The sequence below is a fragment of the Streptomyces sp. NPDC001933 genome (assembly GCF_042890955.1).
Classification (GTDB): Bacteria; Actinomycetota; Actinomycetes; order Streptomycetales; family Streptomycetaceae; genus Streptomyces.
In genome coordinates this window covers 121,129-139,736 of the sequence record NZ_JBIASS010000004.1, presented here as the reverse complement: position 1 = coordinate 139,736, position 18,608 = coordinate 121,129, and the positions used below count along the sequence as shown (strand labels likewise).

Genomic DNA, 18,608 nt, shown 5'->3' with positions numbered 1-18,608 from the left:
CAAAGACGCTATGCCCGCTCCTGCAGGTCCGGACCTCTCCGTTAGCGGTCCCTTGATCCCGCAGGTCCGGCCCTTGACGCGCGGTTGACGACAGCCACCGCCCGTACGGTCCGATCCGGTCCTACTTGCTGTGCACGATCTGGATCAGGTTGCCGCAGGTGTCGTCCAGCACGGCGGTGGTGACCGGGCCCATCTCCAGCGGGTCCTGGGTGAAGCGCACCCCGAGCCCGCGCAGCCGGTCGAACTCCGCGTTCACGTCGTCCACGGCGAAGGACGCGGCCGGGATGCCGTCCTGGACCAGCGCCGTCTTGTACGGCTTCACCGCGGGATGGCCGTCGGGCTCCAGCAGCAGTTCGGTGCCGTCGGGGTCCTCCGGCGAGACCACGGTCAGCCACCGGTCCTTGCCCAACGGGACCTCGGCCTTCTTCAGGAAGCCCAGCACGTCCGTATAGAAACGCAGGGCCTTGTCCTGGTCGTCGACGAAGACACTGGTCAGGTGGATCCTCATGGGGTGCGCTCCGGTTTGCCGGGCCTGAGCCACCGGGTCACGATGCGCTCAAGGGGTTGGGTGTTCAGGTCGTGGAACTTGTAGCGGCCCTGGCGCCGCGTACGGACCAGGCCCGCGGACTCCAGTACGGCCAGATGCTGGCTGATCGCCTGGCGGGACAGCCCCAGGCCGTGCTTGGTCACCAGCCGTGTGCATATCTCGAACAGGGTCTGGCCGTTCCGTTCCACCAGCTCGTCGAGGATGTGCCGACGCGTCGGGTCGGCCAGCGCCTTGAAGACATCTTCCGCCACGCCCCACACCATAGGCAAGCATCGACTTGCCTATCAAACGGGGGCCTCTGACACCTACCGTCCTGCGACCGGCAGCAGGACGATCAGCCGGGTACCCGGCCGGTTGTCCTCGATGTGGGTGGTGCCGTGGTGGGCCTCGACGATGTCGCGGACGATGGCGAGGGCACGCCGGTGGCCAGGCCCGCATTGAGCTGCGCCAGTCCGTGGTCGACGCTTTCGGTGGGCAGGGCCATGTACACCGTGACGGGGTTGCCCGGCGTGCCCGCGGGGACGCCGACGGCGCGCCAGGCTCCATGCTCGTGCTGGGGAATGTCGTGGACGGTGTGGGCCCGCGGGGTGCCGGAGCGGCTGGCCGGGAAGGGAACACCCGTGGCAGGCCGGGCAGGTTGGCCGAGCTGGCGACCACTTTCCCCTTGGCGTCGGCGACCTGTACGGCGGTCTCCGCGTGGGAGGTGGCCGGTACCTCCGCGCCGATCTGGTTGGTGTCCACGTCCGCCGCCACGACCTGCGCTCGCTGGAAGGCGGTCTGGTCGAGACCGGCGATCAGGCTGCCGTGCAGCCAGACGGCGAGCAGGACGGCGGCTCCGGCCAGCCCGGCCGCCATGACCAGGGCCGCGGCGGCCGTCAGCCGCAGCCGCAGCGCGCTCCTGGAGGAAATCGGCGAGCTCCGTACCGAGCCGTCCGGGGCCGGCCGGTCCGGCGACGAGCGTCGCGCCGGCCGCCGCCCCCATCCCGAGCCGACGCAGGTGGTGGGCCATCCGATTGGCCCGAACGTCGAGGTCCGCGTAGCTCAGCCGGTGTGCACCGCATTCGAGCGCGACGGCCGACGGTGTGCGGTCGCAGGCGGCCTCGGAACTCGTCCTACTCGTCGGGGAACGAGAAGTAGAGCGCCTCGCTGTAGAAGGAAGCGAAGTGGTTCTGCCAGTCGGCCCGGAGGGACGCGAGCCACACGTCGTCCTCCCCGGCGATCGCTGCCTCGGCACGGGCCACGGCGTCGGGGATGTCGCGGGAAACCAGGTACCGCACCGCCTCCTCGGGATCCTCGTCGCCGAGCGCGACCATCTCGCCCGTCTCCAGCACGAAGTACGTGTCCCGCTGCTTGTCCAGGTGGGCCGTGGTCCTGGCGACGCACTCGGCGAAGTCGCCGTCGTCCGCGAGCCCTTGCCCGACCACGCGCAGGAGATCGCCCAGCAGGGCGGCGCCGCCTGCGAAGTCCGCCGCGATGCCGATACGCATGTTCCAGAGCATGGACGGGACTATGTCCGTCCCACGCCCGACGAGCAGCTTGTGCGCCAGCGGAATGCTCCAGTTGTGCTCGGAGATGCACCGGATCTTCTCCGGATTCGCCGCCGCGGTCGGCAACGTGCCCGCTGAATAGAGGTAAGAACGGTTGGCCATGGTCGTGACCCTAACCTCACCCACTGACAACCCGATCCGGGCGGGCGAAGTCCGACTGCGCCTTGCCCGTACGACGCCATGCCCAGGACGGCAACAGGAGGAACGAGTCCGGAGCGGGGCCTCAGCCGCGGTCACCTGGGCCGGCGACCACAGCGTCCAGTCGGTCCATGGCGTGAGCCACGCCGAGCCCGTCCATGTAGTCGCGGACATGCACGATCCGACCGCTTCGGACCCGGATCACCAGGAGGCCGGGAATTCTGAAGGACTTGCCGGTCGTGGCCACGGTCCCGGTGACGACCTGCTCGACGGTGATCACCTCGGGGTCGGTGCTCTCGTGCACACCGACTTCGCGGATCTCCTGCGGCTGCACCGGACTTGCGCCCCAGGCCGCTCGATAGCCCGCACGGATCTCTTCGCGCCCCTCGTAACGCGCCGGCATACCGGGAGAGAGGAAGGGGAACTCATGGACGGCATCGACCGCGTACAGGTCGGCCAGGTCGTCCGCGGACTTGTCGAGCATCGCCTGCTGGAAGCGGGCCAGGACCTCACGGCGGCCGAGGTGGGCGGAGGTTGTGTCCGGCATGACGGTGGGACTCCGTTCAGTCGACGCATGGAAGAGCTCATTCGAGCGATGGGCCCGGACATCGGGTGCGCGGACCCGATGAAGGCCCCCAAGTTCCCTTTGTAGCAGCCGACTTGGTGACCTTCCCTGACCGCACTCCATGCGGAGATCGACGACAGGACCGGAGGAACGCGATAGACGCGACGACCGCCCTGACATCTGGCTCAGCAACAAGATCGGCGCACCGGTGAACCGTTCACCCATCGCTTTCGATCACTGATCACATCGGGCTCATCCGTCTAGGAGCCGTCGTGGTTCTCGGTGACGGGTACCTCATGGCGGGTGGCGAAGGAGCGGACCGTTTCGGCAAGGGGCGCCGTGCCGGGGCTCGGAGTCAGCCAGGCGGTCCGGATGTGGATGCTTCCGTCCTTGCGCCTGCGTACCCACCGGGGTTTCAGGAATGCCTCGGGCAGCCGGTGGCCCCGGGGCATCCGCACCGTGAGCACGGTTTCGCCCGCCTGCCGGCCGAGCTCGACCGCATCGGCGTCGGCCCAGCGCAGCACCGCCAGGTTCATGGCCGAGCCGACTCCGATGCCGAGGTCGTTCACCACGAGTCCGTCGTTCTGGCCCAGCAGGCCGAAGAGCCGCAGCAGCATCAGGAACGCGACGAACCCGGCCGATGCCCTCGCCCCGTCACCGATGTGGAGCAGATCGCCGATCGCCGCGATTCCGGCGAAGGCGAGCATGATCAGCGCGTTCCGCAGGATCAGTACCCTCCGGCTCCGCCTGCTGCGGAGGTAGGAGGCGATGGGCTCGGACCCGGAGCGGGCGGCGGAGCGGCGCCGGAGCGCGGCCTGCCCCGGTGGCCGGAGCGGAGTCGCCGCGCGGGGCCGGGCCGGTGCCGGGGGCGTGGGCGGTGGTGGCGTCGGTGCGGGTTCACCGGGCGCCACGACGGTCAGGTCGATCCGGTCGGCGCACGCGACCAGCAACTGCTCGGGGGTGGGCCGCAGTTCGGGCTCCTTCCGCAAACAGGCGGCGACGAGGGGCCGCAGGTCCGCGGGGATCGCGGAGACATCCGCCTCCTCGTGGACCGCGCGGTACAGCAGCCCGAAGACCTGCCCCTCCCCGAACGCGCTGCCGCCCGCCGCCGCGACCAGCACCGCCCCCAGCGCGAACACGTCGCAGGCGCCGGTGACTTCGAGCCCCTGGGCCTGCTCGGGAGCGATGAACCCGGGCGTTCCGATGGCCGCCCGGTCGGCGGTCAGCCGGGTGCCCTCCACGGCACGGGCGATGCCGAAGTCCAGTACCCGGGGGCCGTCCTCGGCGAGGACGATGTTGCCCGGCTTGAGGTCACGGTGGACCAGACCGCAGGCGTGGATGGCCTGAAGCGCCTCCGCGAGCGCGGCGGCCAGCGCCCAGAGTCTCCGCTCGTCCAGCGGGCCGCGCCGGGCGACCTCGTCGGCCAGTGTCGGGCCTTCGATGTAGGCGCTGGCCATCCACGGCTGCGGGGCGTCCGCGTCGGCGTCGACGACCGCCGCCGTATGGAAACCGCCCACCTTGGCGGCGGCCTCGACCTCTTTGCGGAAGCGTCTCCTGAACTCCGGGTCCGCCGCGTACTCCGCCCTGATCACCTTGATGGCGACGGCCCGCCCGGCACGCGAGCGGCCCAGGTAGACCGAGCCCATGCCCCCGCTGCCCAGCTCGCGCACGATCACGTACGTACCGATGCGTCCCCCGACCACAGTCCCCCTGCCCCCTCGGTTTCGACGAAAGCCGCGGACTCCCCACGCGTTGTGTTCGCCGGACGCGCACTCGACGGCCGATCCGCGCAACCGCAGTATGTCGTGGGCGCGTCACGCTTGTCATGGAGGGAGCCGAGATGGAACCTGACGACCCGAACGGGCCCGGGAACGAGCGGCACGGAGAGCGCAGCCGGGCGAGCGGCAATCCCGGTCCGGACGGCGGCGGTGGCCCGGGGCAGGGGCGGCCCTGGGGGCCCGGTGGTCCCCCCTCTCCCTCCGGAGTCCCCATGCCCGACCCGGTACGGAAGTTGCGGGTCCTGATGATGGTCCTCGGCGGCATGCAGGCCGTGCTCGGGCTCGCCCTGGTGAGCAACAGCGTGGCGATCGCCACGTCGATCTGGGGCGAGGGCGAGCCGAATCCGTGGGGCGCGACGCAGGGCGAGGCTCATTCGGGGCAGGTCGTCTTCGCGGGGATCCTCGTGCTGGCCGTCGCGGCCTGGGGCATCATCACCGCCCTCAAGTTCCCCACCCGCAACCCCGGCCTGCGGACCTCGGCCTTCGCGTACGGCTGGACCGCCCTGCCTTTCACCGTGGTGTTCTTCCAGGTGATGCCCGTTCTCGGGGTCGCCTGGCTGGTGCCCGCGATCCTCGCCCTCGTCCGGCCCAACCAGCCGGAAACCCGGGCATGGTTCGGCGGACACAACGGCGGACACAACGGCTCGCCGCTCTGAACCTCCGCACGTGTGTCGCCCGTTGGAACGGCTGCCCATCCCGGTGCGGGGCCGAGTGACCTGCACCGGATACTTCTTTGTGACCGCAGACCGTTTCGCGAATGGAGCCGATTCCGACCATGCCGATCCACCGGCTGAACCACGCCGTGCTGTTCGTGTCCGATGTGGCGCGCAGTACGGCCTTCTACTGTGACGTCCTCGGCTTCAGGGCGCTGCCCCAGGCGTTCCCCGGGGCCGCCTTCCTTCAGGCGGCGGACTCCGCCAACGACCACGACCTGGGACTGTTCCAGGCCCGGGACACGGCGCCCGGCGGCCACCGTGCCGGGGCGGTGGGGCTGTATCACCTGGCCTGGGAGGTCGACACCCTGGCCGAGCTGCGCCGTGTGCAGGCGCGTCTCACCGAGGCGGGTGCGCTGACCGGGGCGAGCAATCACGCCTCCACGAAGGCGCTCTACGCGCGTGACCCGGACGGTCTGGACTTCGAGGTGTGCTGGCTGGTCCCGGACGGGGCGGTTGTCGCCGAACTGTCGGCCATGACCTCTCCCACCCGCCCCCTGGACCTCGACGCCGAGATCGCCAAGTACGGCGCGGACACCCGCGGCGGGCCCCGCACGGACCCGACGGTGTGGCAGCACCTGACAGGACCTGCCTGAGCCGGGGAACCGGTACGGCCTGCGCGCGGGCAGGAGGAGAGGTTCTCTGCCCGCGTGGAGGCCATGAGAGCCCATGGCGCGATCATGATCTGGCGTTCTTGAGTCGCCGCCGCCGAGGCCGGCCGGGCCGCCCGGTGACGGGCGGGATGTACTTCCACGTGGTTCACGCAGGGTTGTGGGTGTACGAGTGCGGTGTGGGCAGGCGGCCCTCCCGCGAATCTTGATCGCTGCCGAGCCTGCTGATTAGCTGACCGGCATGACCGAGCTCGGACCCGTACCCTGGCCACCTGCCCCGATCAAGACCGAGAGACTCGTGCTCCGTGAGCCCGAGGCCCGGGACCGTGCCGCGGTCATCGAGCTGCTGGCCTCGCCGGAGGTGGGCACCTACCTCGGTGGCCCTCGACCGCGTGACGAGCTCGAACACGCGATGCCCGGGACACCCAGCCGGCGCCCCGGCCTTTTCATAGTCGATCTCGACGGAGCGATGATCGGCCAGATCACGCTCGTCAAGAACACAGGGCACCTTCGTCAGGCTGCCGGGAGAACCGAGCTCGGCTACCTGTTCCTGCCGCAGGCGTGGGGACACGGGTACGCCGCTGAGGCGTGCGCAGCGGCACTCGACTGGTTCGCCGGCACGCTTCCCGGCGAACCGGTGGTACTCGCCACCCAGACCGCCAACCTCCGCTCGATGCGCCTCGCGGCGAAGTTGGGGTTCATCGAGGTGGAGCGGTATGAGGCCTACGGCGCCGAGCAGTGGTTCGGCATGTGGCCCCCCGTCACATCGTCCGACTGAGCTCGTGCTCGACAGCGCGGATCTGTCGAAGCGCTGCCGCGCTCCTGCCCGCGCGGCCGGACGGACGGGGTGGCAGCCGGGGCTCCGGTTCAGCGCACCCGACCCCGCGGCTTCAGCGCGACCGGCGGGAGTTCGGGCGCGGGCAGCCGGTCGCCGTCGTAGCCCTTCACGTCGCCGAAGCGGGAGCTCTCCATCCATGCCTGCCTGGCCTCCTCGATCTCCTCGTGGGACCGGCCGATGAAGTTCCACCACATGACGATCTCCTCCTCGAAGGGCTCGCCGCCGAGGAGCATGAGGCCCGCGTCACTGTCCGCGCGCAACGGGAGTTCGGTGCGGCCGCAGCCGAGGTAGAGCATGGAGCCGGGGAGCACGGGCACGCCGTCGACCTCTGCCTGGCCGGACATCGAGAGCACCGCGTACTCGAAGTCGGGGTCGAGCGGCAGTCGGGCCTCGGCGCCTGCGGCCAGGGCGACGTCGGCGCCGACGATCGGGGTGTACGTGGTGCCGGGCGAGGTGGTGCCGTCGAGTTCGCCCAGGATCAGGGTGGCGACGAGGCCCGGGGCGGAGACGGTCGGCAGGTCGGGGTGGTGCTGGAAATGGGGCTCGACCTGGCGGTGGGCGGCCGGCAGCGCCACCCAGAGCTGGGCGCCGTGCAGAAACCTCGCGTGGGCCTTCGGGCTCTCCTCGGAGTGGCTGATGGCCCGGCCGGAGGTCATCAGCCCCAGTTCGCGTGGCCGGATCGTGCGCAGGCTGCCGAGACTGTCCCGGTGCAGGACCTCGCCGGCGTGCAGCCAGCTGACCGTCTGCAGGCCCATGTGGGGGTGGGGCGGCACCTGCATCCCGGGTTCGTCCGCGATGTCGTCGGGGCCGTAGTGATCGACGAAGGCCCAGGCACCGACCATCCGGCGGCCCAGGTTGGGCAGCAGCCTGCGGACCTCGGTGGACTCGCCCAGCCGGACGTGGCGGGGGGTGAGGAGTTCCCGTACGGGCTCGGCGACGACGAAGCCCCGTCCTCCGCAGACGGAGAGTGCGGCCTGGCGATCGAGATTGCTCATGGCGCTCAACCTATTCCCGAGCAGGCCCGGGAGCGCCGGTACCCACGCCGATGATTTAGTGGAATATTCAATCACCAGGTGGGGTTCAGGCAGTCACAGGGTGGCCGGGCAGCGGCTCGGCCGGCGGTTGGACGAAACGGGGCACCGCCCCGGCACGGTCCGTGACCAAGGAGGTCAAGTGAGCGACACCTACTACGAGTTCGGCACGGCTGCCGACCGCTGGAACCGTGCGCAGATGTTCTTCGAGGCGAAGGAGTACATGACCGCGGCCCGGATCCTGGAGGGGCTGGTCGAGGAGGTCCCGGAGCAGGTGTCGCCGCGACTGCTGCTGGCCCGGACCTACTACCACTCGGCGCGGCTCGGAAAGGCCGAGGCGGAGCTGCGGGCAGTGCTGGAGCTCGACCCGGTGGAGCACTACGCGCGGCTGATGCTGGGCCGCACCCTTGAGCGGCAGGGGCGGGGCGCGGAGGCGGCCGGTCATCTGCGGATGGCCGCGGCGCTCTCCGGTGACTTCGACTTCGACTCCGGCCCGGGGCGGACGAGCACCCGGGGGCCCGCCGGCATGTGAGCGGGCATCGGCGCCACGGCGGCATTCCGGAAAATCCGGGATGCCGCCTGACCGCCCCGCGTGATACTTCACTCCCTCATGACCCACATCGAGACTCCGCGCCTTCTGCTCCGCCTGATGAACGGCTCCGACGCCCTGCGGGTGATCTCGGGCACGCCGGGCGAAGGGGACAGCTGGGCACCCGGCTACCCGTCCCCCGGCGAGATGGCCGCGGCCGAGCGTTTCCTCGACACCTGTGCGACGACCGGCGATCCCAGCCCCTTCGGTTCGTACGAGATACGGCGCCGCACCGACGGGCTGGTGATCGGCGGAATGGGATTCCACGGTGCGCCGGACGAGAACGGGGAGGTAACGATCGGCTACGGCCTCGTCCCCTCGGCACGAGGGATGGGTTACGCCTCCGAGGCGCTGCGCGCCCTGCTGCTGTTCGCCCGTGAGCAGGGGGTGAGTCGTGTGCACGGTGACAGCGACCTGGACAACACCGCGTCCCAGCGCGTCATGGAAGCCGTCGGCATGCGCCTGGTGAAGCAGGACGAGCGGCTGAAGTACTACCGGATCGACTGGTGCCCGCGGCCCGAGCGGTGAGCCGGTGCGGGGCGGGACGCGGGAACCCCGCCGGGAGGTCCCGGCGGGGTTCCGGTCGTCGGCCCGCGTGGGCGGTGCCGGTCAGCCGGCCGCGGTGGCCGCCCGTCCGGCGCCGCCGTTCGCGGTGGTGACGGCGCCGGTGCCCGGTGCGAGCAGCCGGTCCGTCAGATAGCCGAAGAAGAGCCCGAAGGCCACCCAGAGGGTGGTCTGCACGGCGAGGGTGCTCAGGCGGAACTCCCACAGCAGGGCGGCCGGGAAGTCCTTGCCGACCTCGTTGTACGAGGGCAGGAACGCGTAGGCGAGCCCGATCACCAGGACGTACGCGGCGGATGCCGTGATCGTCGCGTTCCAGTTGCCCAGGCGGGGAGCCAGCCGTTTGCCGAGGATGACCGCGGCGACGGCCAGCAGCACGCTCAGGGCGACCAACAGGAAGAACAGGGCGGTACGCCGGCCGATGGTGTCGGGGTTGCCGACGGCCGGCGGGTTGGCCGGGTACTTCAGGAACGGGACGACGTACACCGTCAGCAGGGCCGCACCCGCGATCAGTGCGGCCGTGGCCCGAGGGCCGAATCTGCCGATCCGGCCGAGGGCGTAACAGAAGACGAGGGCGGCGATGCCGCCGATCGCGACGCCGAAGACCAGTACACCGGTGGCGAGGCCGGCGGTGGACTGCATGGTGCGGCTGACCAGTTCCTCGCCGCCGTCATGGTGGTGGCTGTGCGATTCCTCCAGGGCGATGGCCGCGTCCACACGCGACTCACCGAGGAAGTAGGCGACCAGCAGGGCGAGCGCGCCCGCGGCGAGGCCGGCCAGCATGCCGCGGACGAGCAGGGCTCTGACAGATATGGAGTTCATGAGGTTTCCCCGGGATCGGACGGTACGTCAGTGGCAGGGGAAACCGAGGAGGTGGCGGCCGTCGTGGACCCACTCGTGGACACCTTCGCCGGAGATGACCGCGGTGGCGCCCTGTTCGGCGCCAACGAAGTACAGCAGTACGAGCATGAGAATGCCGAAGAAGACCGCCCAAGGGGCGATGGCCTTCAGGGAGATGGGGGTGATCGCCGGTACGGCGGTGGCGGGGGCAGCAGTCTGTGCCATGGCAGAACCTCCTGAGGGAACACGCGTCCCGATCGTGGTGCCTGAGACGTAGGTGCTGGGTCTGACTTCCCGCGCGGAGGCGGGTTCACAGTGGCGCGACCGTGCCGGATTCTCACCGGACTTCCGTCGCACCTACGTCATGCTCGTCGTGACGATACTCCTTGGGGGCAACCCCCTGCCATGGTGCCGACGGCGGCCGGACCGCCCTGATGCCATGGTGGGCACACCCATGGGGCCAGAGTTCAGGGAGTTGACCGGGCCATGACCGTACAGGTGATGCTGATCTCACCGGCGCTCAACGCCGCGCTGCGGGAGGCCCGTTTCGACGGTGACGCGCCGCTCGACGCGGCCGGGGCCCGCCGGGCGCGGGCCGTCGCCGCGGCGGTGCCCGCCGCCGAGCGGTATCTGCGTGGGCCGTCCGAACGGTGCGCCGGGACCGCCGACGCGTTGGGGCTCCGTGCCGGGCCCGAACCGGCGGTCCGTGGCTGGGACATGGGCCGGTGGAGCGGTCGGCGGCTGACAGCGGTGAGCACGGCCGAGCCGGAGGCGGTGTCGGCCTGGCTGACCGATCCGTCGGCGGTTCCCCACGGCGGCGAGTCCCTGCTGGATCTCTGCTGCCGGGCCGAACACTGGCTGGAGACGGTGGGGACGACGGAGTCCGCCGAGGGCGCCGGGGCCCACCGCGTGCTGGGCGTCGTCGAACCCGCGGTGGTGCGGGCGATGATGGTGGCGGCACTCGCTCTGCCGGTGGAGGCGTTCTGGCGGCTGGACGTCGCCCCGCTGACGCTCACCGCGCTCAGCGGGCGTTCCGGCCGGTGGAACCTGCGGTGCGGACAGCCGTTGTCCCCCACGCCCGACCCCGCCCGGTAGTAATCCGCTTGCGACACAGTCGGATGGAAGTGCAGGCTTGCGCGGTGATTGTCGAGCTGGCACCCCCCTTTCTGACCTGGGACGATGTGGACCCCGCCCGTCACCCCTTCGACAGCACGTCGGCGCCGCAGGTGGTGCGGTCCCTCGGGCCGGCCGATCGGATACCCGGCCGCCCCGGCATTCCCGACGGGGCCCCGGCGACGAGTGACCGGAGCTGGAGAAAGGGCAGGCTCTGGGCGGATGCCATGGCGTCCGCCCTCGCGGAGCACTACGGCCGCTGGACCGTGGGCTGGCGCTGGGCGCACGACGAAGGAGACTTCGACGGGGGACCCGTCGGGAACTGGTGCTGTCCGAGCCACTCGATCACCACCCCGGAGGAAACGCTCGCCCGTGTCGCGGCGGCGCTGTGCGAGTGGCGCGCCTGGCTGGAGACCCTCTCCGGCTGGTTCGAGGCGTACCCGCTGGCCCTTGCCGACGTGGACGATCAGCGGGTCCTGTGGGAGCGCGCCGCCCGGAACCTGATCCTCCAGGTGGTCGACCGCACTGGCTGCGGCAGCGGCTGGTACGGCCACTGCCGGCAGGTGCTCACCTGGTTCCTCAGCCACTGGGGTGTCGCGCCCGACCTCGCCGAGGATCTGGTCGACCAGGCGATCGGAGGGCGGTTCGAGAGCTGGACCGGCCCCGACGCGGTGCTGGTCGACGATGTCGCGGAACAGCTCGCGCTGTCGCTCCGGCCGGCCGACGGCGCACGGTCCGTCGGGCGGCCCCTGCCGGATCACCTCGAACGCTGGCTCACGGTGCGCGAGACCGTGCCGTGGCAGGAAGCGCCGGACGGCGGTGGGGACGGACCGGTGAACCCGTCGCGCGATGGCGCTACGGAGGACATCCGCGCCTTTGACGGCGCCCTGGACCCCGACCGGGCCGAGGGCCTGCTCGCCGCCCTCGAACTGCTGCGCACCGAAGCGGCTCGCGGAGCCTCCCTCGGCTTCGAACTGCTCCAGCAATGGCAGCAACACGTCCTGGGCACACCTCAGCCACCGCCGTTCCGCGATCTGCCCGCTTTCGCCAAGGCGGGCCGGGAACGCTATGGCATCAGCCCGGACACCCGGGCCCGCCTCGACGCCTGCCTGGCCGAGAGCGCGAAGGACGCAGAGCCGCCCGTCCCCCTCACCGCCCGCGCCGCCCGCGCCTATCTCGACGTCTGCTTCTTCCATCCCTTCGACGACGGCAACGCCAGGTCTGCCTTCCTCACCCTCGTCTTCGTCCTCGCCCGCGAAGGCGTCGCGCTCGACGAGGTCGGCCTGCTGCGCCGTTTCACGTTCCAGGCCGACGAGCCTGCGGACGCGCTGATCCTCGCCCGGTACATCGACCTCCATCTCACGGAGACCCGGCGCAAAGCAGCTCTTGCCGGCCCCGAGCCAGTGAGCTGACAGGCACCGATCGAGCCCGTGCCGGTAGCTGGACCTGGACCACCGCTCTGTACGCCGCGTGCCTGGCTTCACGCTCTGTCGGGTCGGGTGGCACTGTGGCGAGACGATCGTTGCGGCCAAGCCTGTCGAGCCTGGTTTCCATCGAACTCCCCTGCAGACACGGCGATTTGAATCTCCACCACATCGACGGGCCTGATATCTTCGGCCCGCGCGGGGCCGGACCGCTGCTGGGGCCCGAGGGCCTGGACCGGCTGCATCCGTGGCCCGCCGGGCATCCCGTCCTCGCCGGACGGTTCCTGGCGGCGCCTACGTGACCATGCGCGCGGACTTCCCCGAGCCGGCCGAGTGGTGGGAGTGGCAGGGCGTCGGCGATCTGACGGCCCGCCGGATCTCGGTTCTGCTCCCCCGCCACGGCGGGCTCGGCCTGCTGCTCTCGGCCTTCCGCCAGGTCGACGCCCCGGAGGCGCTGATCGTGGTGCAGGCGCCGGTCGGTCCCGCCGAGGCTTCGGCTTCGGCGAAGAAGGAACGCAGTTCCGCGTAGCGCTGATCGGCGCGCGCGTCGTCGAGCTGCTGCACCGGGGCGAGGGAGGACGGGACGGGGCGGCTGCTGATCAGTCACGTCCTCGGCGCCGTCGCGCGGATCGCGTACGGCACCGCGGTGCTGCGGAACGGTTCGGCCGTGACGACGGGACCGACGTCCGAACTGCTCGCCGCACCCCGACACCCGTACAACCAGCCCCCGCCGTGCACCGAGTCACCGCTCACCGCCGCCCTCACCGCCGGCCCGCCCCGGGCGGTTACGCGTCCCGGTACGCCTCCAGCAGCCGCAGCCAGACCTCGCTGATCGTCGGGTACGCGGGAACGGCGTGCCAGAGCCGGTCGATGGGGACCTCGCCCGCGACCGCGATCGTCGCCGAGTGCAGCAGCTCGCCGATGCCCGGCCCGACGAAGGTGACGCCGAGCAGGATCTCCCGGTCGAGGTCCACGACCATGCGGGCACGGCCCCGGTATCCGTCCGCGTAAAGGCCGGAACCGGCCACCGCGGCGAGGTCGTGATCGACCGCCCGGACCCGGTGGCCGGCCCGCTCGGCCGCGGCGAGGGTGAGGCCGACCGAGGCCGCCTCCGGGTCGGTGAAGACGACCTGGGGGACGGCCGCGTGGTCGGCGGTGGCCGCGTGGGCGCCCCAGTCGGTCTCCAGCTGCGGTGCGCCGGCGGCTCGGGCGGCGATCGCGGCACCCGCGATGCGTGCCTGGTACTTGCCCTGGTGGGTGAGGAGCGCCCGGTGGTTGACGTCGCCGACCGCGTAGAGCCAGGTGCTGCCGTCGACGCGGCAGCTGTCGTCGACGGTGAGCCAGCTACCGGGCTCCAGGCCCACCGTTTCGAGTCCGAGGTCCTCGGTGCGCGGGGCCCGGCCGGTGGCGAAGAGGATCTCGTCGGCCTCGATGTGATCACCACCGTCGAGTTCCACGGTGACCGGGCCGTCCGGGACCGCGCGCCGTACGGCGGCGACCGAGACCCCGGTACGGATGTCGGCGCCCGCCTCGGTGAGCGCCTGCCCGACCAGCTCGCCGGCGAAGGGCTCCATCTTCGGCAGGAGTCCGCTGCCGCGGATCAGCATCGTCACCCGGGCCCCGAGGGCCTGCCAGACGGTGGCCATCTCCACGCCGACCACGCCGCCGCCGACGATCACGAGGCGGCCGGGCACCTTCTTGGCGCTCGTCGCCTCCCGGCTGGTCCACGGGCGGGCCGCGTCGATGCCGGGCAGGTCGGGGACGACGGCGCGGCTGCCGGTGCAGACGGCGACGGCGTGGCGGGCGGTGAGCCGGTGTTCGGTGCCGTCGGGCGCGGTGACGGAGACCGTCTTCTCGCCGGTGAGCCTGCCTTGGCCCCGGTAGATGTCCGCGCCGATGCCATCCAGCCAGGCGACCTGCCCGTCGTCCTTCCAGTGCGATGTGTACGCGTCACGGTGGGCGAGGACCGCCGCGGTGTCCAGCGGGCCCTGCACGGCGTCGCTGAGGCCCGGGACGCGGCGGGCGTCGGCGCGGGCGACCACCGGGCGCAGCAGGGCCTTGCTGGGCATGCACGCCCAGTAGGAGCATTCGCCGCCGATGAGCTCCGCCTCGACGACCGCGGTGCTCAGCCCGGCGGCACGGGCCCGGTCGGCGACGTTCTCGCCCACCGGACCTGCCCCGATCACCACGACGTCGTACTCGGTGTTCAGTGAAGGATCTGTCATGGGGACAGTCTGGTCGGGGGTGTGCGCGGCGGCCACATGGGCAGGCGGAATAGCGCAGGTGAAGACACCGTTGTTGAGACAGGTCCGAGCGGGCACAGGAAGAGGTATCAGACAATGAGCACCGTTGAGCTCACCAAGGAAAACTTCGATGAGGTCGTCAGTGAGAACGAATTCGTCCTGATCGACTTCTGGGCTTCCTGGTGCGGCCCGTGCCGGCAGTTCGCGCCGGTCTATGACGCGGCGTCGGAGCGCCACGACGACGTGGTCTTCGCCAAGGTCGACACGGAGGCCCAGCATGAGCTGGCGGAGGCCTTCGAGATCCGCTCCATTCCCACGCTGATGATCGTCCGGGAGAACGTGGCGGTGTTCGCGCAGCCCGGAGCGCTGCCGGAGGCGGCGTTGGAGGATGTGATCGGGCAGGCGCGGAAGCTGGACATGGATGAGGTCCGCAAGTCGATCGAGCAGCAGAAGGGCCAGCAGTAGGCTCCACGCTCCTGGCGCTTCGCGCGCGCCCCGCGTTCTGCGCGCGGGGGACGGGCCCGGCCGATCCGGCCGGGCCCTTCGCCGTGTCCGGCCGGGTCCGGGGGCGCGGCCTCAGCGGTCGGAGCCGGTTCCGGCGTCCGTCTCCTTGACCCGGGCCGAGAGGCCGTAGGACAGCTCGGCGCCGTCGACGAGCAGCGCCTCGACCGCGTGTGTCTCGGGGTCGATGTCGGCGACGACGCCCTCGCCGGAATACCGGGGGTAACCCGACGCGCCCGTCTCACCGGTCGCCGACACGACCGCCGAGCGGACGACCCCGCCGGGCTCGGTGGCCTCGGCATCGGCCTCGGACCCGGCGGCCTCGGGCGCGGTGGCTTCGGACCCGGCGGCCTCGGATTCCGGGGCCTCCGATTCGGCGGCGCCGGATTCCGCGGCGTCGGATTCCGCCGCGCCGGTGGTGGTCTCCTCGGCGAATCGCGGGACCAGCAGGATCTCGTAACTCTGCGGATGGCTCATGGTCATGACGCTAGGCATGCGGCGGGTGGTGCGCACGTTGCCGCGCTGGGGCGCGGTGCGGTCCGGCCGCCGCGCCCGGCCCCGGCGGCTCAGGCCGACTCACGCCCGACCGCCCTGACCCGCAGCAGGTCGTGGTGCTCGGGTGCGCCGCCGGGGTTCCGTACCAGCCTGTCGACGAGGTCCGCCAGTGGCTGGGCCGTGGCCAGCTCCATCCGTACGGTGCTGAGCCGGGGCCGCAGCAGCCTGCCCAGCATCAGGTCGTCGGCACCGACCACGGCGGCCTCGCGGGGCACGTCGATGCCCGCGTCCTGAAGGGCCCGCATCAGGAGCATCGCGTATTCGTCGTTGTAGGCGAACACGGCGTCGAGGTCCAGGGTGCGCCAGCGGGCGGCGAGCCGGGCGGCCGACTCCTCGTCGTACCGCAGCGGCAGTGGTTCGGCCCGCGCCCCGTGGAGCTGCGCGGCCTGCCGGGCCCCGGTCAGCCGGGGCTCGGCGAACAGGGCGAGGCCGCTCTCCTCGGGCATGACCACACCGATGCGGCGCCGGCCGTGTTCCAGCAGATGGCCGACCGCGCAGCTGCCCACCTCCCGCTGGTCCATCACCAGTGCGTGGGCGCCGGGCACCGGCCGGGGGCCGAGGGTGATCACGGCCTTGGCCCCGGATCGCCTGAGCACGGATATCCCCTGCGGGCCGAGGGGGATCGTGCCGGGGGCGATCACGGCGACGGGGCGGAGTTCGGCCCAGGCACGGGGGGCGTCGTCGGGGTCCAGGCCGGTGTTGCCGTACTGGACGACGGTGTAGTCGAGGCGGCGCAGCCCCGATTCCAGGTCGTGGAAGAACCGTTGGTGCAGCGGACCGGTCGGGAAGGCTGCGGTGGGCAGGAGGACCATGCGGGTGTGTCCGGCGCGCAGGCTCCGTGCCGCCGCGTGCGGTACGTAACCCAGTTCGGTGGCCGCTTCCCTGACCCTGCGGCGGGTGGATTCGCTGATCCGTACGGTGGAGCTGTTGTTCAGCACGTACGAGACGGTGGCCCGGGAGACCCCGGCGAGCCGTGCGACGTCGGCGCTGGTGGGGACGGGGCGCTGGGTGGGCTGGTTCGGTAACTGGCTCATGGCGTCCGGCAGTCTTCCAGACCCGTTGGGCGTGGGTACGCTCCGGGGCATGGATGATTCCTCGATGGTGGGGCTGCTCGGCCGGGTGACCGGGACGGTGGGGCCGGGACTGGTCGGCGAGGTGATGGTACAGATCCGGGGCGGCGCCGAGCACTTTCTCGCGCATCCGGCCTCCGGGCAGGAGCGCATCGAGGTGGGCACGGTGGTGACGGTGGTCGAGCACCTGCCGCCGCGTACGGTCTATGTGGCTCCCGCGTACGGGAGTTGAGGCCCGAGCGGGGGGTTCTTGACGGATTTCTTCGTCAAGGATTCGGCAAGGATCCACACGCGTCTTCTGCACCGCCGCGAGCAGGAGAAGACTCCCACGTGTTCAGCGGTACCGACGGGGTACCGTGATAAGGGGGCGCATGCCGATGGTCATCGGCGTCACGGCGGGTCTCGTACTCGCCGCCATCATGGTGTTGTTCGGCCTGTTCAAGCTGATGTGGCGGGTGGCCGAACCGAACGAAGCACTGGTCATCTCGGGTTCCAAGCACAAGACCGAGGGCCTGGGGCAGGGCATGGGGTTCCGGATCGTCACCGGTCACGGCACCCTCGTCCTGCCCGGGGTCCAGGCCGTGCGGAAGATGTCCCTGGATCTCAACGAGACCGAACTCTCCGTCGATTGCGTCACGCATCAGGGGATACCGCTGCGGGTGCGGGGCGTCGTCATCTTCAAGGTGGGCGACGACTTCGTGTCGATCGCCAACGCGGCCCGGCGCTTCCTCGATCAGCAGAAGCTGATGTCGGAGCGGGTCCACAACGTCTTCGCCGGTCATCTGCGCTCCATCGTGGGCGGGTTGACGGTCGAGGACATGATCCGGGACCGGGAGAAGCTCACCGGGCAGACCCGGGCCGCGTGCGGGACCGAGATGGAGAAGCTCGGGCTCATCGTCGATTCGCTCCAGATCCATGAGATCGAGGACCCGACGGGCTACATCAAGAACCTGGCGATGCCGCACGCGGCGGCCGTTCAGCGGGACGCCCGCATCGCGCAGGCCGAGGCCAACCGGCTGGCCACCGAGGCGGAGCAGCAGGCCGCCGCCCGGATGTCGGAGGCGACCCGGGACAGCGAGATCCTGCAGGCCGGCTACCAGGCCGAGCGCGACAAGGCGGCGGCCAGCTCCCGCCAGGCGGGCCCGCTCGCCGACGCGGCGGCCCGGCAGGAAGTGGTGGTCCAGGAGACCCGGGTCGCCGAACTGGAGGCCCAGCGGCGCGAGCAGCAGCTCCAGGCCGATGTCCGAAAGCCCGCGGACGCCGCGGCGTACGAGAAGCGCACCCTGGCCGAGGGCGAGCGCGACGCCCGGATCTCGGCCGCCGAGGCGAAGGCGCGGGAGACGGAGCTCGCCGCGGTCGCGGAGGCCAATCGCGTCAAGACGGCGGCGCTCGCGGAGGCCGAGGCCACGAAGGCGCGCGGCGCGGCGTCCGCGACGGCGACCAGGGCCACGGGTGAGGCTGAGGCAGCCGCGGCTCAGGCCAAGGGGCTGGCGGAGGCGGAGGCGGCCCGAGCCAAGGGCCTTGCCGAGGCCGAGGCGATCAAGGCCAGGGCCGCGGCCCTGGCGGAAAACCAGGAGGCGGTCGTCGCCCAGCAGTTGGCCGAGAAGTGGCCCGAGATCGTCCAGGCGGGCGCGGGTGCCTTCGGCAGTGTCGACCACATGGTGCTGCTGAACGGGGCCGATGGCATGTCGGACATGTTCGCGAAGGCGCTGACGATGGGCGGCACGGGACTGGGGCTCGCCCGGCAGTTGCTGGCCACGATGGGCCAGAACGACCCGGCGCGGCCGGCCCCGCAGACGAACGGGGTGGCTCCGGCCGCCCCGCCCTCGCCGCGGAAGCAGCGGATCGCGGTGACGGATGATCAGGAGGGCGGCTCGCCCTCCTGACCGGTCCGGGCGGCGCCGGTTGCCGGTGCGTTCCCGGTCCGGGCGCGCACCGGCCTCG

At 71.3% G+C, this 18,608-nt stretch carries 23 protein-coding genes and 1 riboswitch; of the genes, 12 read left to right on the top strand and 11 right to left on the bottom strand.

All coding sequences use genetic code 11. From position 1 onward, the window contains the following. Window positions 1-121 precede the first annotated feature (121 nt). From ACFYY7_RS11700 to ACFYY7_RS11680, 5 genes are all read right to left on the bottom strand, one after another. Window positions 122-508 (bottom strand): VOC family protein, encoded by a 387-nt coding sequence (locus ACFYY7_RS11700; protein ID WP_388660126.1) that lies wholly within the window; start codon window positions 506-508, stop codon window positions 122-124. Then, window positions 505-798 carry an ArsR/SmtB family transcription factor gene (locus ACFYY7_RS11695; RefSeq protein WP_388660123.1) on the bottom strand — a complete coding sequence of 98 codons (294 nt, stop codon included), beginning with the start codon at window positions 796-798 and terminating at the stop codon, window positions 505-507. The genes ACFYY7_RS11700 and ACFYY7_RS11695 overlap by 4 nt, the downstream gene beginning before the upstream one ends. A gap of 861 nt (window positions 799-1,659) precedes the next feature. Further along, on the bottom strand, window positions 1,660-2,196 hold the full coding sequence (locus ACFYY7_RS11690; RefSeq protein WP_388660121.1) for a hypothetical protein: 537 nt from the start codon (window positions 2,194-2,196) through the stop codon (window positions 1,660-1,662). 121 nt (window positions 2,197-2,317) lie between these two features. Next, window positions 2,318-2,779 carry a nuclear transport factor 2 family protein gene (locus ACFYY7_RS11685; protein WP_388660118.1) on the bottom strand — a complete coding sequence of 154 codons (462 nt, stop codon included), beginning with the start codon at window positions 2,777-2,779 and terminating at the stop codon, window positions 2,318-2,320. A 278-nt stretch (window positions 2,780-3,057) separates the two neighbouring features. Beyond that, window positions 3,058-4,500: a serine/threonine-protein kinase gene (locus ACFYY7_RS11680; RefSeq protein WP_388660116.1), complete on the bottom strand. Its 1,443-nt coding sequence runs from the start codon at window positions 4,498-4,500 to the stop codon at window positions 3,058-3,060. Window positions 4,501-4,787: 287 nt separating this feature from the next. Here ACFYY7_RS11680 and ACFYY7_RS11675 point away from each other — a divergent pair, with 287 nt between their 5' ends. The 3 genes from ACFYY7_RS11675 to ACFYY7_RS11665 all read left to right on the top strand — a co-directional run bounded on the left by ACFYY7_RS11675 (window position 4,788) and on the right by ACFYY7_RS11665 (window position 6,677). Beyond that, complete coding sequence (locus ACFYY7_RS11675; protein ID WP_388660113.1) at window positions 4,788-5,231, top strand: hypothetical protein; 444 nt, start codon at window positions 4,788-4,790, stop codon at window positions 5,229-5,231. A 101-nt stretch (window positions 5,232-5,332) separates the two neighbouring features. Continuing rightward, complete coding sequence (locus ACFYY7_RS11670) at window positions 5,333-5,884, top strand: VOC family protein (RefSeq protein ID WP_388660110.1); 552 nt, start codon at window positions 5,333-5,335, stop codon at window positions 5,882-5,884. A gap of 256 nt (window positions 5,885-6,140) precedes the next feature. Next, the gene (locus ACFYY7_RS11665) at window positions 6,141-6,677 is read left to right on the top strand and encodes a GNAT family N-acetyltransferase (protein WP_388660107.1); all 537 of its coding nucleotides are present in this window, start codon (window positions 6,141-6,143) and stop codon (window positions 6,675-6,677) included. Window positions 6,678-6,766: 89 nt separating this feature from the next. On the opposite strand, the gene ACFYY7_RS11660 is transcribed toward ACFYY7_RS11665, so the two are convergent. After that, window positions 6,767-7,732: a pirin family protein gene (locus ACFYY7_RS11660; RefSeq protein ID WP_388660104.1), complete on the bottom strand. Its 966-nt coding sequence runs from the start codon at window positions 7,730-7,732 to the stop codon at window positions 6,767-6,769. A 178-nt stretch (window positions 7,733-7,910) separates the two neighbouring features. Here ACFYY7_RS11660 and ACFYY7_RS11655 point away from each other — a divergent pair, with 178 nt between their 5' ends. Then, window positions 7,911-8,300, top strand: a complete 390-nt coding sequence (locus tag ACFYY7_RS11655; RefSeq protein ID WP_388660101.1) for a tetratricopeptide repeat protein — start codon at window positions 7,911-7,913, stop codon at window positions 8,298-8,300. Between the two features lie 78 nt (window positions 8,301-8,378). After that, window positions 8,379-8,885, top strand: coding sequence for a GNAT family N-acetyltransferase (locus ACFYY7_RS11650; RefSeq protein ID WP_388660098.1), 507 nt, complete (start codon window positions 8,379-8,381; stop codon window positions 8,883-8,885). A gap of 81 nt (window positions 8,886-8,966) precedes the next feature. On the opposite strand, the gene ACFYY7_RS11645 is transcribed toward ACFYY7_RS11650, so the two are convergent. After that, window positions 8,967-9,740: a CbtA family protein gene (locus ACFYY7_RS11645; protein ID WP_388660095.1), complete on the bottom strand. Its 774-nt coding sequence runs from the start codon at window positions 9,738-9,740 to the stop codon at window positions 8,967-8,969. A 27-nt stretch (window positions 9,741-9,767) separates the two neighbouring features. Further along, on the bottom strand, window positions 9,768-9,983 hold the full coding sequence (locus ACFYY7_RS11640; RefSeq protein ID WP_124720415.1) for a CbtB-domain containing protein: 216 nt from the start codon (window positions 9,981-9,983) through the stop codon (window positions 9,768-9,770). A gap of 3 nt (window positions 9,984-9,986) precedes the next feature. Continuing rightward, window positions 9,987-10,135, bottom strand: a riboswitch (adenosylcobalamin (AdoCbl) riboswitch). A 109-nt stretch (window positions 10,136-10,244) separates the two neighbouring features. Here ACFYY7_RS11640 and ACFYY7_RS11635 point away from each other — a divergent pair. The 4 genes from ACFYY7_RS11635 (at window position 10,245) to ACFYY7_RS11620 (ending at window position 12,824) form a co-directional block, all read left to right on the top strand. Next, window positions 10,245-10,853: a histidine phosphatase family protein gene (locus ACFYY7_RS11635; protein WP_388660092.1), complete on the top strand. Its 609-nt coding sequence runs from the start codon at window positions 10,245-10,247 to the stop codon at window positions 10,851-10,853. Between the two features lie 44 nt (window positions 10,854-10,897). Further along, window positions 10,898-12,283, top strand: coding sequence for a Fic family protein (locus ACFYY7_RS11630; RefSeq protein WP_388660089.1), 1,386 nt, complete (start codon window positions 10,898-10,900; stop codon window positions 12,281-12,283). A 167-nt stretch (window positions 12,284-12,450) separates the two neighbouring features. Then, window positions 12,451-12,597, top strand: coding sequence for a hypothetical protein (locus ACFYY7_RS11625; protein WP_388660087.1), 147 nt, complete (start codon window positions 12,451-12,453; stop codon window positions 12,595-12,597). Beyond that, complete coding sequence (locus ACFYY7_RS11620; protein WP_388660085.1) at window positions 12,594-12,824, top strand: hypothetical protein; 231 nt, start codon at window positions 12,594-12,596, stop codon at window positions 12,822-12,824. The genes ACFYY7_RS11625 and ACFYY7_RS11620 overlap by 4 nt, the downstream gene beginning before the upstream one ends. Window positions 12,825-13,080: 256 nt before the next feature. On the opposite strand, the gene ACFYY7_RS11615 is transcribed toward ACFYY7_RS11620, so the two are convergent. Then, window positions 13,081-14,520 (bottom strand): dihydrolipoyl dehydrogenase family protein, encoded by a 1,440-nt coding sequence (locus tag ACFYY7_RS11615; protein WP_388660082.1) that lies wholly within the window; start codon window positions 14,518-14,520, stop codon window positions 13,081-13,083. A 114-nt stretch (window positions 14,521-14,634) separates the two neighbouring features. Between ACFYY7_RS11615 and trxA the strand changes: the two genes are divergently transcribed. After that, entirely contained in the window at window positions 14,635-15,003 is a 369-nt protein-coding gene (gene trxA, locus ACFYY7_RS11610; protein WP_388660079.1) for a thioredoxin, read from the top strand. A 111-nt stretch (window positions 15,004-15,114) separates the two neighbouring features. Here trxA and ACFYY7_RS11605 read toward each other — a convergent pair whose 3' ends face one another. Together ACFYY7_RS11605 and ACFYY7_RS11600 are read right to left on the bottom strand one after the other, a co-directional pair. After that, on the bottom strand, window positions 15,115-15,516 hold the full coding sequence (locus ACFYY7_RS11605; RefSeq protein ID WP_388660076.1) for a hypothetical protein: 402 nt from the start codon (window positions 15,514-15,516) through the stop codon (window positions 15,115-15,117). 89 nt (window positions 15,517-15,605) lie between these two features. Then, window positions 15,606-16,628: a LacI family DNA-binding transcriptional regulator gene (locus ACFYY7_RS11600; protein ID WP_388660074.1), complete on the bottom strand. Its 1,023-nt coding sequence runs from the start codon at window positions 16,626-16,628 to the stop codon at window positions 15,606-15,608. A gap of 49 nt (window positions 16,629-16,677) precedes the next feature. On the opposite strand from ACFYY7_RS11600, the gene ACFYY7_RS11595 reads away from it, so the two are divergent. Together ACFYY7_RS11595 and ACFYY7_RS11590 are read left to right on the top strand one after the other, a co-directional pair. Further along, window positions 16,678-16,896 (top strand): hypothetical protein, encoded by a 219-nt coding sequence (locus tag ACFYY7_RS11595; protein ID WP_388660071.1) that lies wholly within the window; start codon window positions 16,678-16,680, stop codon window positions 16,894-16,896. A 139-nt stretch (window positions 16,897-17,035) separates the two neighbouring features. Continuing rightward, window positions 17,036-18,550: a flotillin family protein gene (locus tag ACFYY7_RS11590; protein WP_388660068.1), complete on the top strand. Its 1,515-nt coding sequence runs from the start codon at window positions 17,036-17,038 to the stop codon at window positions 18,548-18,550. Window positions 18,551-18,608 lie beyond the last annotated feature (58 nt).

Bases quoted from the DNA above. Each gene is read 5' to 3' on its own strand.
- ACFYY7_RS11615 (WP_388660082.1), bottom strand. From the start codon at position 14,520: ATGACAGATCCTTCACTGAACACCGAGTACGACGTCGTGGTGATCGGG.
- trxA (WP_388660079.1), top strand. From the start codon at position 14,635: ATGAGCACCGTTGAGCTCACCAAGGAAAACTTCGATGAGGTCGTCAGT.
- ACFYY7_RS11685 (WP_388660118.1), bottom strand. From the start codon at position 2,779: ATGCCGGACACAACCTCCGCCCACCTCGGCCGCCGTGAGGTCCTGGCC.
- ACFYY7_RS11670 (WP_388660110.1), top strand. From the start codon at position 5,333: ATGGAGCCGATTCCGACCATGCCGATCCACCGGCTGAACCACGCCGTG.
- ACFYY7_RS11600 (WP_388660074.1), bottom strand. From the start codon at position 16,628: ATGAGCCAGTTACCGAACCAGCCCACCCAGCGCCCCGTCCCCACCAGC.
- ACFYY7_RS11595 (WP_388660071.1), top strand. From the start codon at position 16,678: ATGGATGATTCCTCGATGGTGGGGCTGCTCGGCCGGGTGACCGGGACG.
- ACFYY7_RS11700 (WP_388660126.1), bottom strand. From the start codon at position 508: ATGAGGATCCACCTGACCAGTGTCTTCGTCGACGACCAGGACAAGGCC.
- ACFYY7_RS11640 (WP_124720415.1), bottom strand. From the start codon at position 9,983: ATGGCACAGACTGCTGCCCCCGCCACCGCCGTACCGGCGATCACCCCC.
- ACFYY7_RS11605 (WP_388660076.1), bottom strand. From the start codon at position 15,516: ATGAGCCATCCGCAGAGTTACGAGATCCTGCTGGTCCCGCGATTCGCC.
- ACFYY7_RS11645 (WP_388660095.1), bottom strand. From the start codon at position 9,740: ATGAACTCCATATCTGTCAGAGCCCTGCTCGTCCGCGGCATGCTGGCC.
- ACFYY7_RS11690 (WP_388660121.1), bottom strand. From the start codon at position 2,196: ATGGCCAACCGTTCTTACCTCTATTCAGCGGGCACGTTGCCGACCGCG.
- ACFYY7_RS11650 (WP_388660098.1), top strand. From the start codon at position 8,379: ATGACCCACATCGAGACTCCGCGCCTTCTGCTCCGCCTGATGAACGGC.
- ACFYY7_RS11590 (WP_388660068.1), top strand. From the start codon at position 17,036: ATGCCGATGGTCATCGGCGTCACGGCGGGTCTCGTACTCGCCGCCATC.
- ACFYY7_RS11675 (WP_388660113.1), top strand. From the start codon at position 4,788: ATGCCCGACCCGGTACGGAAGTTGCGGGTCCTGATGATGGTCCTCGGC.
- ACFYY7_RS11665 (WP_388660107.1), top strand. From the start codon at position 6,141: ATGACCGAGCTCGGACCCGTACCCTGGCCACCTGCCCCGATCAAGACC.
- ACFYY7_RS11635 (WP_388660092.1), top strand. From the start codon at position 10,245: ATGACCGTACAGGTGATGCTGATCTCACCGGCGCTCAACGCCGCGCTG.
- ACFYY7_RS11660 (WP_388660104.1), bottom strand. From the start codon at position 7,732: ATGAGCAATCTCGATCGCCAGGCCGCACTCTCCGTCTGCGGAGGACGG.